General features: G+C 61.2%; 11 protein-coding genes. 2 read left to right on the forward strand and 9 right to left on the reverse strand.

Annotation, left to right across the window (positions count from 1 at the left end):
- The 9 genes from aauS to UW3_RS0104180 all read right to left on the reverse strand — a co-directional run.
- The coding region (aauS, locus tag UW3_RS26480) for a two-component sensor histidine kinase AauS (RefSeq protein WP_010221021.1) at positions 1–1,630 on the reverse strand (1,630 nt) is incomplete at its 3' end.
- 65 nt (positions 1,631–1,695) lie between these two features.
- A complete protein-coding gene (locus tag UW3_RS0104145) occupies positions 1,696–2,430 on the reverse strand; it encodes an amino acid ABC transporter ATP-binding protein (RefSeq protein ID WP_010221022.1) in 735 nt (244 codons plus the stop codon).
- Complete coding sequence (locus UW3_RS0104150; RefSeq protein ID WP_162471123.1) at positions 2,427–3,095, reverse strand: ABC transporter permease subunit; 669 nt, start codon at positions 3,093–3,095, stop codon at positions 2,427–2,429. The genes UW3_RS0104145 and UW3_RS0104150 overlap by 4 nt, the downstream gene beginning before the upstream one ends.
- Positions 3,092–3,838, reverse strand: a complete 747-nt coding sequence (locus tag UW3_RS0104155; protein WP_010221024.1) for an amino acid ABC transporter permease — start codon at positions 3,836–3,838, stop codon at positions 3,092–3,094. Before UW3_RS0104155 ends, UW3_RS0104150 begins: the two co-directional genes overlap by 4 nt.
- Positions 3,839–3,937: 99 nt before the next feature.
- Complete coding sequence (locus UW3_RS0104160) at positions 3,938–4,870, reverse strand: glutamate/aspartate ABC transporter substrate-binding protein (RefSeq protein WP_010221025.1); 933 nt, start codon at positions 4,868–4,870, stop codon at positions 3,938–3,940.
- Between the two features lie 313 nt (positions 4,871–5,183).
- Positions 5,184–6,722, reverse strand: a complete 1,539-nt coding sequence (glpD, locus tag UW3_RS0104165) for a glycerol-3-phosphate dehydrogenase (protein WP_010221026.1) — start codon at positions 6,720–6,722, stop codon at positions 5,184–5,186.
- Positions 6,723–6,905: 183 nt separating this feature from the next.
- Complete coding sequence (locus UW3_RS0104170) at positions 6,906–7,661, reverse strand: DeoR/GlpR family transcriptional regulator (RefSeq protein WP_010221027.1); 756 nt, start codon at positions 7,659–7,661, stop codon at positions 6,906–6,908.
- Between the two features lie 126 nt (positions 7,662–7,787).
- The gene (glpK, locus tag UW3_RS0104175) at positions 7,788–9,287 is read right to left on the reverse strand and encodes a glycerol kinase GlpK (RefSeq protein ID WP_010221028.1); all 1,500 of its coding nucleotides are present in this window, start codon (positions 9,285–9,287) and stop codon (positions 7,788–7,790) included.
- Between the two features lie 67 nt (positions 9,288–9,354).
- Complete coding sequence (locus UW3_RS0104180) at positions 9,355–10,206, reverse strand: MIP/aquaporin family protein (protein WP_010221029.1); 852 nt, start codon at positions 10,204–10,206, stop codon at positions 9,355–9,357.
- Between the two features lie 283 nt (positions 10,207–10,489).
- On the opposite strand from UW3_RS0104180, the gene ybaK reads away from it, so the two are divergent.
- Positions 10,490–10,960, forward strand: a complete 471-nt coding sequence (ybaK, locus tag UW3_RS0104185; protein ID WP_010221030.1) for a Cys-tRNA(Pro) deacylase — start codon at positions 10,490–10,492, stop codon at positions 10,958–10,960.
- Between the two features lie 93 nt (positions 10,961–11,053).
- Positions 11,054–11,833, forward strand: a complete 780-nt coding sequence (locus tag UW3_RS0104190) for a PhzF family phenazine biosynthesis protein (protein WP_010221031.1) — start codon at positions 11,054–11,056, stop codon at positions 11,831–11,833.
- The last annotated feature ends 5 nt before the right edge of the window (positions 11,834–11,838 follow it).

Consider the following 11,838-nt stretch of genomic DNA (forward strand, 5'->3'; position numbering starts at 1 on the left):
ACTGCGGCATGGGTTGCGCGGCCATGGCATCAAGGGCGTTGCCGATCAGGTTGACCAGGATCTGCTCCAGGCGGGTCTGGTCGATGGCCAGCGTCGGGTCCGCGTAATTGCTGTGCAACTGCAAGTGGCAGCCGGCGATGCGGTTGCCCAGCACCTGCAGGCTGGCCTCGACGGCCTTGCTCAGGGAGGCCTTGCCGCTGTCTTCACCGCGGCGGGCGAAGGAGCGCAGGCTGGCAGTGATACGGCCCATGCGGTCGATCAGGTCGTTCATGGTGCGCAGGTTGGTGCTGACGGTTTCCAGCGCGCCGCGTTCGAGGAAGCGAACGCTGTTGCCTGACAAGGTGCGCAGGGCGGCCAGCGGCTGGTTCAGTTCATGGGCGATGCTGGTCGACATCTGGCCGATGGCTGCCAACTTGCCGGCCTGGACCAGTTCATCCTGGGCGTGGCGCAAAGTCTGTTCGGCATGCCGGCGTTCGCGGATCTGGCCCTTGAGGCGTTCGTTGCTGGCGCGCAGGTCGGCAGTGCGTTCGGCGATCTTGCGTTCCAGTTGGCTGTTGGCCTCTTCCAGTGCTTCACGGGCGGCCAGGCGGGTGGCGATCACCTTGCGCCGTTCGTTCCAGGCGATCAGCAAGATCGCGAGCAAGGCCAAGGCAACGCCGACCAGAATGCCCTGGACCATGGATTCGCGGCGCAGGTCCTGCAAGGGCGTGAGCAAGGTAAAGTGCCAGGGCGTGTCGCTCAGGCGCCGGGTTTGCGCCAGATAAGCCACTTCGCGGCGGCCATCGCCGAGTTCGGCATTGGCCGGGAAGCTCAGCTTCTCGACACCGTCGGCGATTTTTTCCCGCGACAGCGGTTGCAGTTCATTCAGCGGCCACCAGTAATATTGCAGGCTGCGGGCCAGGCGTTCCTTGATTTCCGGGGTCAGCGGGCGCACCGACTTGAGTCGCCGCGCCGGGTCGCTGGAGAGGATGATGATGCCGTTCTCGTCGCTGACAAAGGCCTCGAGGCGGGCCCGCTGCCAGCGTTCTTCCATGGCTTCCAGGCGCACCTTGATCACCGCCACGCCAATGATCTTGCCGTGTTCTTCCAGGCCGTGGGCAAGGAAATAGCCAGGCTCCCCGGTGGTGCTGCCAATGCCATAGAAGCGCCCGGGCTGACCGCGTACGGCATCCTGGAAATAGGCGCGGAACGACAGGTCTTCGCCGAGGAAACTGTCGATATCGCGCCAGTTGCTGGTGGCCTGGACCCGGCCGCTGGTGTCCAGGACAAAGATCGCCCGACTGCGGCTGCGCCGGTTCAGGCCTTCGAGGTATTCGTTGACCGCCTGGCGGTGTTCGCCGTCGGGTTCGGTCAGCAGGCTGGAAACGCTGCTTTCCAGTTCCAGCAAGCTTGGCAGGTAGGTGTACTTGCTGATTTCGCTCTCGACCGCGCGCGCGTGCAGCTCGAGCTGGCGCTCGCCGTTTTCGCTCAAGGTGCGGATGCCGTTGTGTTCGCTGATCATGAAGCCGGCCACACCCAGGCCGATCATCAGCAGGATGATCAGTGGCGGTAACAGCAGTTGGCGGATCAGACGGGGTTTCACGGCAAGGGCAGGCTTGGCAGGGCGAAAGAGCGTAGGGTCGCATTTCATCACAGTAGCCTTGGTACGACCAGCACGCTCTGCCGGCGTGCACCGGACAGAGCGTGATGATCACCTCAGTGTTGCAGGATCTTGCTGAGGAAGTGCTGGGTACGCTGGTCGCGTACGCTCTGGTCACCAAAGAATTCTTCCTTGGTGCAGTCTTCGATGATGCTGCCCTTGTCCATGAAGATCACCCGATTGGCGACCTTGCGGGCAAAGCCCATTTCGTGGGTCACGCACATCATGGTCATGCCTTCGTGAGCCAGTTCGACCATTACGTCGAGTACTTCGCTGACCATTTCCGGGTCCAGTGCCGAGGTCGGTTCGTCGAACAGCATGACGATCGGGTCCATCGACAGGGCGCGGGCGATGGCCACACGCTGCTGCTGGCCACCGGACAGTTGCCCCGGGTGCTTCTTGGCGTGTGCACTGAGGCCGACGCGCTCAAGCAGGGCCAGGCCCTTCTTGGTTGCTTCGGCTTCACTGCGGCCCAACACCTTGCGCTGGGCAATGGTCAGGTTCTCGGTGATGGTCAGGTGCGGGAACAGCTCGAAGTGCTGGAACACCATGCCGACCCGCGAGCGCAGCTGCGGCAGGTTGGTCTTGGGGTCGGCAATCGAGGTGCCATCGACGACGATGTCACCCTTCTGGAAGGGCTCCAGGGCGTTGACGCACTTGATCAGGGTCGATTTGCCCGAGCCCGACGGGCCGCAGACCACGACCACTTCGCCTTTCTTGACCTCGGTGTTGCAGTCGGTCAGAACCTGGAAGTCCCCGTACCACTTGTTGACGTTCTTGATGGAGATCATACGGTTATCCTTTTCTGCAGACGCTTGACCAGGAAGGAAGCGGAGAAGCTGATGACGAAGTACACGGCGCCGGCGAAGACCAGGAACTCATTGGAGCGCCCGATGATGTCGCCACTGGCCCGTGCCGAGTTGAGGAAGTCGACCAGGCCGACGGTGTACACCAGCGAGGTGTCCTGGAACAGGATGATGCTCTGCTGCAGCAGCAGCGGGGTCATCTTGCGGAACGCCTGGGGCAGGATGATCAGGCGCATGGTCTGGCCATAGGTCATGCCCAGGGCTTGGGCTGCGCCCATCTGGCCCTTGGAGATCGACTGCACGCCGGCACGGACGATTTCACAGAAATACGCCGCCTCGAACATCATGAACGCCACGACGCAGGAGGTGAAGGCCCCGACCGGGGTGTCTTCGCCGGTGATCCAGCGCAGTACGAACGGCACCGCCAGGTAGAACCAGGTGATGACCAGCAGCAGCGGAATGGAACGGAAGTAGTTGACGTAGGCGCCAGCAACGTTCGACAGCAGCTTGCTCGACGACAGGCGCATCAGCGCCAGGAGGGTACCGAGCACGATACCGCCGACCACACCCATGACCATCAGTTGCAGGGTCATGACCATGCCGTTCCACAGGCCCGGCAGGGCAGGGATGATTCCACTGAAGTCCATTATTTGCCCCCCACGGAGATCAGGCCAGGCACGGCGACTTTCTTCTCGACCATGCGCATCAGCAGCATCAGGCCCATGTTCAGGGTGAAGTAAATCAGGGTGGCCAGGGTGAAGGCTTCAAACAGGTTGGCCGAGAACTCGGCGGTCTGCTTGGTTTGCGCCAGCAGTTCCATCAGGCCGATCAGCGAGGCCACCGAGGAGTTCTTGAACACGTTCAAAAATTCCGAGGTCAGCGGCGGAATGATGATCCGGTAGGCTTGCGGCAGCAGCACGTTCCAGTACACCTGCGGCAGGCTGAAGCCCATGGCGCGGGCGGCGGCTTCCTGGCCGCGGGGCAGCGCCTGGATACCGGTACGCACCTGCTCGCAGACGCGGGCGGCGGTGAACAGGCCCAGGCAGACGACCACGCTGATCAGCGCCGAGGTGGTCGGGTTGAGGTCCTGCTTGTACCACTCCTGCAAGTTCTCGGGCAGCAGGTCCGGTACCAAGAAGTACCAGATGAACAGCTGCACCAGCAGCGGTACGTTACGAAAGAGTTCCACGTAGGCGGTGGCAATGCCCGACACCAGACGGTTCGGTACGGTGCGCATGACGCCGAGTACCGAACCCAGCAGCAATGCGATGATCCAGGCGGCGATGGCAATGGCGATGGTCCAGCCCAGGCCGGTGAGGTACCAGTCCAGATAGGTTTCGCTGCCCACGCCGGTGGACTTGAAGAATACGCCCCAGTCCCAGTTGTAATTCATCGGGATCTCCCCTCAGATCAGTTATTTCACGGGCACCTTCGAGCATCCGGGGGCGCAGGGCGCCCTCGGATGAAAGGTTAGACACTAACTAGCTGGGGATCAGGACTTCTTTTCGTCTGCAGCTTTGTCGGTAGGATTGGCGATCAACGCCTTGAGCTCGTCGCTCATCGGGAACTGCAGGTTCAGGCCTTTAGGCGGGACTGGCTGGTTGAACCACTTGTCGTAGATCTTGTTGATCTCGCCCGACTTGTAGAGGTTGACGATGGCCTTGTCGACCGCAGCCTTGAACGCCGGGTCTTCCTTGCGGACCATGCAGCCGTAGATTTCATAGGACTGCGGCGTACCGACGATGGCCCAGCCCTTCGGGTTCTTGGCCTTGGCCATTTCACCGGCGAGCAGCGCGTCGTCCATCATGAAAGCCACGGCGCGGCCGGACTCAAGCATCTGGAACGACTCGCCATGGTCCTTGGCCGAGATGACGTTCATCTTCATCTGCTTGTCGGCGTTCATGGCCTTGAGGATGCGCTCGGAAGTGGTACCGGCGGTGGTCACCACGTTCTTGCCGGCCAGGTCCGGGAAGTCCTTGTACTTGGCGTTTTCCGGCTTGCCGTCTTCGGCCTTGGTCAGCAGGCGAGTACCGACTTCGAAGATGCCGACCGAGAAGGCCACTTGCTGCTGGCGCTCGACGTTGTTGGTGGTCGAGCCACACTCGACGTCAACGGTGCCGTTCTGGACCAGCGGGATACGGGTCTGGGAGGTAACGAGGTTGTATTTGACTTGCAGGTCCGGCTTGTTCAGGTCCTTTTTCAGGGACTCGACGATTGCCAGTTGGATGTCATGGGAGTAACCGACGGGTTTGCCCGAAGCGTCGGCGATGTAGGAGAACGGAATGGAAGCGTCACGGTGCCCCAGGGTAATGGTGCCCGACTCGTTGATCTTTTTCAGGGTGCCGGTCAGTTCGGCAGCGAAGGCTGGCGTGCTGATCAAAGCGGCCGCAACAGCGGCGCCCAACAGATGGGGAACGATACGCATCAAAATTTCCTCGACGTTGTTTTTTTTATGGAGCCGTTGGCGGGCTCTTTCGTTCAGCGAACACTGCAGTGAAGCGTTTTGCGCATTCGGGTACTGAGTGTAGAGCATGACTCGTGCCAAGCCCTGATTTCGATCATAACGCCATGAAAAAACGGGGGATTAATCTTTTTTGACGATTTGCGGGAGGTAGGATTCGTCCGGATGGCCGAATGCGGCGGGGTTTGGCGTTCGGAAAACCGAATGATGAGCCGCGTTCCAGGGCAAGCCTGCTCCCAGTGTAGGAGCGGGCTTGCCCCGCGATGTGGGTCAGCAGCTAGGCAGCTTGTACGCGTGCGCGGTTCAGTTCCAGGCGCTGAAGGTACTCCTGCAAAGCCTGCTGCTCTGTAGCGGTCGTGAACAGGCCCAGCTTGCTCCGGCGCCAGAGGATGTCGTCGGCATTCACCGCCCATTCTTCGCTGCACAGGTAGTCCACCTCACGGCTGAACAGGCCGCCACCAATGGCCTCGCCCAGGTCCTGCGGGCCCTGCACGCCTTCGAGCAAGCGCCAGACGCGGCTGCCGTAGGTGCGTGCCCAACGCTTGGCGATCTCGGCCGGCAGCCAGCCGCAGCGGGCCAGGATGGCGTCGACCAGCGCTTGCGGGGTGCTCATGTCTTCACCGCCCGGTAGTGGCGCGGTAGCCGTCCAGCTGCCGCGCATCTGCGGGAAGAACGGTGCCAGCTCGCTCATCGCCGACTCGGCCAGTTTGCGGTAGGTGGTCAGCTTGCCGCCGAACACCGACAGCAGCGGTGCTTCGCCAGTGCTGGCCGACAGCGCCAGGGTGTAATCGCGAGTGACGGCCGACGGGTTGTCGGACTCGTCGTTGCACAGCGGACGAACACCGGAATAGGTGTGCAGGATATCGGCGCGGCTGAGCTGGTGATTGAAGTGTTCGTTGACCACTTTCAGCAGGTAATCGGTCTCGCCCTCGGTGATTGCCACTTTGGCCGGGTCGCCGGTGTATTCGCGGTCGGTGGTGCCGATCAGGGTGAAGCGTTCCAGGTACGGAATGGCGAAGACGATACGCTGGTCTTCGTTTTGCAGGATGTAGGCATGTTCGCCGTCGTACAACTTGGGCACGATCAGGTGGCTGCCCTGGATCAGGCGAATGCCGTAGGGCGCGTCGAGCTTCAGGTCATCCTGGATGAACTTGGCTACCCACGGGCCAGCAGCGTTGACCAGCGCGCGAGCACGGATCGATTGCTGGCTGCCGTCGGCGTTTTCCAGTTGCACGTTCCATACACCATCGACCCGATGGGCGCTGACGCAACGGGTACGGGTGCGGATGTCGGCGCCTTTTTCACGGGCGGCCATGGCATTGAGCACCACCAGGCGGGCATCGTCGACAGCACAGTCGGCATATTCGAAACCGCGGGTGATTGCCGGCTTGAGCGGATTGCCCGGGCCGAAACGCAAGCTGCGCGAAGCACCGAGCTGCTTGCGCTTGCCCAGGTGATCGTAAAGGAACAGGCCGGCGCGGATCATCCATGCCGGACGCAGGTGCGGGCGGTGCGGCAGCACGAAGCGCATCGGCTTGACGATGTGCGGCGCCTTGGCCAGCAGCACTTCACGCTCGGCCAGGGCTTCGCGCACCAAGCGGAATTCGTAATGTTCCAGGTAGCGCAGGCCGCCGTGGATCAGCTTGCTGCTGGCTGAGGATGTGTGGCTGGCCAGGTCGTCCTTTTCGCAAAGGAACACGTGAAGACCGCGTCCGGCTGCATCGGCGGCAATCCCCACGCCGTTGATGCCGCCGCCGATTACGGCGAGGTCATAAATGTCGGCAAGGGCGGGCGATGACAAGCTGGATTGGGACACGGGTGGCCTCCTGAAGGTCTTTCCGACATCGAATCTGAACATCGATGTTCACTTTCGAAAATACTAGCGCAACAAAATGCTGCTCGCCAGTCACTTTCCATAGAAAATACTGATCAGATGACAAATAAATGAAAAATAACGAACATTCGAGCTGCCATCGTCGCGATGGCAGCTTGTGGCCGCTCAGACCACTTCGAGGCGGATCTTGTACTGGTTGAGTAACTGGGTGAGGGCGGGCACTGGCGCCTGGTCGGTCACCAGGCAGTCGATCAGGCTGATAGAGCCCAGGCGCACCATAGCGTTACGGCCGAACTTGCTTGAGTCGGCGGCGAGGATGACCTGGCGGGCATTGGCGATGATCGCCTGGGATACCCGTACTTCCTGGTAGTCGAAATCCAGCAGGCTGCCGTCTTCATCGATGCCGCTGATGCCGACGAGGGCGAAATCGACCTTGAACTGGTTGATGAAGTCGACACTGGCCTGGCCGACCACGCCACCGTCACGGCGCACATTGCCGCCGGCCAGCAGCACTTCGAAATCATCCTTGGCACTGAGGATCGAGGCCACGTGCAGGTTGTTGGTGATGATCTTCAGGTGGTTGTGGTTGAGCAGGGCGCGGGCGATGGATTCGGTGGTGGTGCCGATGTTGATGAACAGCGAGGCGTGGTCGGGAATCTGCGCGGCGATCGCTTCGGCGATGCGCTGCTTCTCGTCGCGCATCTGGTCGGCGCGCATGGCGTAGGCGGTGTTTTCGATACTGGAGTCGTAAGCCGCGCCACCGTGGTAGCGACGCAGCAGATTAACTTCTGCCAGTTGGTTGATGTCTCGACGGATGGTTTGCGGGGTAACGACGAACAACTGCGCCATTTCTTCGATACTGACATAGCCGCGTTCGCGAACCAGTTCGAGGATTTGTTGTTGGCGAGGGGGCAGATTCATGGGCGGTCCTTTTGGGCAGCCGGGAAAATTGCGCCATGAAAACAGCTCAAGCTGCAAGCTGCAAGCCACAAGATGATTCGCGGCCTACAGGCTTGCAGCTTGTAGCTTACAGCTTGTTTCTACTGCTCACTCGTCGTGTGGTTCCCAATCGCGGGTGCGATCCACTGCTTTCAGCCAGCCGGCGTACAGCTTCTCTTTCTGCACTTCATCCAGTTGCGGGTTGAACTCGCGCTCGATGATTGCCTTGCCGCGCAGTTCATCCAGGCTGCTCCAGAAACCACAGGCCAGGCCCGCCAGGTAGGCAGCGCCGAGGGCAGTGGTTTCACGCATTTGCGGGCGTTCGACGCAGGTGCCGAGGATGTCGGCCTGGAACTGCATGAGGAAGTTGTTGGCGACGGCGCCACCATCCACCCGCAGCTCGCTCAGGCGTTGGCCGCAGTCCTGTTGCATGGCGTCGAGCACGTCGCGGGTCTGGTAGGCGATCGACTCCAGCGCCGCGCGGATGATGTGATCGACCTTGACCCCGCGGGTCAGGCCAAACAGTGCGCCACGGGCATAGGGGTCCCAGTACGGTGCGCCAAGGCCGGTGAAGGCCGGTACCAGGTACACGCCGTTGCTGTCTTTGACCTTGCTGGCGAAGTATTCGGTGTCGTGGGCGTCGTTGACGATCTTCAGTTCGTCACGCAGCCACTGCACGGTGGAACCGCCGTTGAAAACGGCGCCTTCCAGGGCGTAGGCCACTTCGCCGCGAGGGCCGCAGGCGATGGTGGTGAGCAGGCCGTGGGAAGATTTGACCGCCTTGTCGCCGGTGTTCATCAGCAAGAAGCAGCCGGTGCCGTAGGTGTTCTTGGCCTGGCCCGGTTCCACGCACATCTGGCCGAACAGCGCGGCTTGCTGGTCGCCAGCGATACCGGCAATGGCGATACCGCTCTTGGTGCGGCCGTAGACTTCCGAGGAGCTGCGCACCTGGGGCAGCATCTGCCGCGGGATGTTCAGCACTTCAAGCATCTTCTCGTCCCACTCCAGGGTGTGGATGTTGAAGAGCATGGTGCGCGAGGCGTTGGTGTAGTCGGTGACGTGGACCTTGCCACCGGAGAATTTCCAGATCAGCCAGCTGTCGACAGTGCCGAACAGCAGGTCGCCACGCTCGGCGCGCTCACGGGCGCCTTCGACGTTGTCGAGGATCCACTTGAGCTTGGTGCCGGAGAAGTACGGGTCGGTGACCAGACCGGTGGTTTCGCGGATGTAGTCCTGCAGGCCGTCACGCTTGAGCTGTTCGCAGATCTCGGTGCTGCGCCGGCATTGCCAGACGATGGCGTTGTACACCGGGCGGCCGGTTTCCTTGTCCCAGACCACGGTGGTTTCACGCTGGTTGGTGATACCGATGGCTGCTACCTGGTCGTGACTCAGGCCTGCCTGGGCCAGGGCTTCGACCATGGTCGCGCTCTGGGTGGCGAAGATTTCCATGGGGTCGTGCTCGACCCAGCCGGCTTGTGGGTAATGCTGTGCGAATTCGCGTTGCGAGGTGCCAACCACGTTGGCGTCACGGTCGAAAATGATGGCCCGCGAACTGGTCGTGCCCTGGTCCAGGGCAATGATGTAGTTCTTGTTCTGGGTGTCTGTCATGTCGTTGGCCTTGCACTTAATAGGGTGGAGATCAGGGCGGGGCGAGCCTGGCTCGCCACTGCAGGCATCAGGACGCCTGGGTCTTGCCCTGAGGGTTGGCGTCGGTCTGGGCGCTTTCGCTCTCGGCAACCGGCAGGTTGCGGGCGATCACGCCGCGGTACAGGGCGGCCCCAAGGCTCGCTCCTATGATCGGCGCAAAAATCGGAATCAGGAAATAGGGAATATCACGACCGCCAGTAAAGGCGACTTCGCCCCAGCCGGCGAGGAAGGTCATCAGCTTGGGCCCGAAATCCCGTGCCGGGTTCATCGCAAAGCCGGTCAGCGGGCCCATGGCGCTGCCGATCACGGCAATCAGCAGGCCGATCAGCAGGGGCGCCATGGCGCCGCGCGGCAGGCCGTTGTTGTCATCGGTCAAGGCCATGATCACCGCCATCAGTACGGCGGTGATGATCACTTCGACCAAAAAGGCCTGGCCAGTGGACAGCGCCGGGTGCGGGTAGGTGGAGAACACCGAGGCCAATTCGAGGCTGGCCTGGCTGCCACGGATCATTTCATGGGCCTGTTCGAAATCGAAGAACAGGTTGCTGTATAGCGTGTAAACCAACGCTGCGCCACAGAAGGCGCCGGCAATCTGGGCGACGATGTAGAACGGCAGTTTGTGCTTCTCGAAACCGGCGAACAGGCACAGGGCGATGCTCACGGCCGGGTTCAGGTGCGCACCGGAAACCCCGGCGGTGAGGTAGATCGCCATGCTCACGCCGACGCCCCAGATGATGCTGATTTCCCACAGGCCAAAGCTGGCACCCGCCACCTTGAGCGCAGCGACGCAGCCGGTGCCGAAAAAGATCAGCAGCGCAGTGCCGAGAAATTCGGCCATGCACTGGCTTGAAAGTGTTGGTTGTCTCAGAGCAGTCGTCATTCGTTACCTCGGTTCTTGTTGTTGTGAGGCGCAGTGAGCGCTCGACAAAAGCCCGACAGAAATCCCCATTTCGGTCGGGCGGCGGCAGAAAATGCACCTTATCGGGGCATGACTATATTCATAATCGAAAAAATATAGACAAGAAACGCTTATGTCAAAGGTCGAAAGTGAACCACCATTCACAATCTGACTATTGGTGACGGTGATGGGCGTTGGTTGCGCTTGGGGTTTTGCCCTAAAGTAGCCAGCGAAATGGCATTCACCCTACTGTCTGGAGCCCTGTATGACCCCCGCCCTGGATCTGCTGAAAAAGGTTCGCGCCGAACACCACATCCACAGTTACGAACATGATCCCAAGGCAGCATCCTACGGGCTGGAAGCGGCGGAGAAGCTCAACCTTGAGCCTGCGCGGGTGTTCAAGACCTTGCTGGCCAGTAGCGAAAAGGGCGAGTTGCTGGTGGCGGTGGTGCCGGTGGTCGGTAGCCTGGACCTGAAGGGCCTGGCCCATGCTGCCGGGGTGAAGAAATGCGAGATGGCGGATCCGGCGGCGGCTCAGCGTTCGACCGGTTACCTGCTGGGCGGAATCAGCCCGCTGGGGCAGAAGAAGCGCTTGCGCACTTTCATTGACGAAACCGCTGAATCCTTTGAAACAATTTTCGTCAGTGCTGGCCGCCGAGGGCTGGAAGTCGAACTGGCGGCTGCGCTGCTGGCCGAGCATACCCAGGGCAAATTCGCCGCCATTGGCCGTGACTGACATCTGTATGTTCAAAATCGGTTGATTCTGTCTCTGTCGGTCTTTGCCGCTTGGCGGGCATGCTCTGTGGCCCGCCATCGAGAGATCTGTCCCATGCAGCTTGAGTTCCATCAGGTCGATGCCTTCAGCGACCGTCCCTTTGCCGGCAACCCGGCCATGGTCTATCGCCTGGAGCGCTGGCTCGCCGATGAGTTGATGCAACAGATTGCCGCCGAACACAACCTGGCCGAGACTGCGTTCGTCGTTCCCCATGCCGAAGGCTGGCAGATTCGCTGGTTCACCCCGACCACTGAAGTGCCGCTGTGTGGCCACGCGACCCTGGCCAGTGCTCATGTGTTGCTGGAGGTCTATAAAGAGCCGAGTGAGCGGCTGCTGTTCCAGAGTAAATCCGGCCCGCTGAGCGTAAGCCGCGAAGGCGGGCGTTTGCAGCTGGATTTCCCGCGGGTCGAGCCGCAGCCCTTGAATGACCGGGTGCCGGTGGCTCAAGCCCTGGGCTGCCCGGTGCTGGAAGTCTGGAAAACCAACGAACTGCTGGTGCGGGTTGAGTCCGAGCAGGTGTTGCGTGCCTGTACGCCGGACATGGCGGCGCTGGCGCAATTACCGGGGCTCGGGGTGATCGTCACTGCGCCCGGTATCGAGCACGATTTTGTCTCGCGTTATTTCGCACCGGGAATCGGTATTCCCGAGGATCCGGTGACAGGTTCTACCCATTGCAGCCTGATCCCGTACTGGGCGCAGCGTCTGGGCAAGCGCGAGCTGCGGGCGTTTCAGTGTTCGAGTCGCGGCGGGGAGTTGTTCTGCCGGCTGGAGGGGGAGCGGGTGAAGATTGCTGGGTATGCCAGGCTGGTGGCCAGTGGGACTTTGATGCTTTGAAAGCA

The organism is Pseudomonas donghuensis, assembly GCF_000259195.1.
GTDB lineage: Bacteria > Pseudomonadota > Gammaproteobacteria > Pseudomonadales > Pseudomonadaceae > Aquipseudomonas > Aquipseudomonas donghuensis.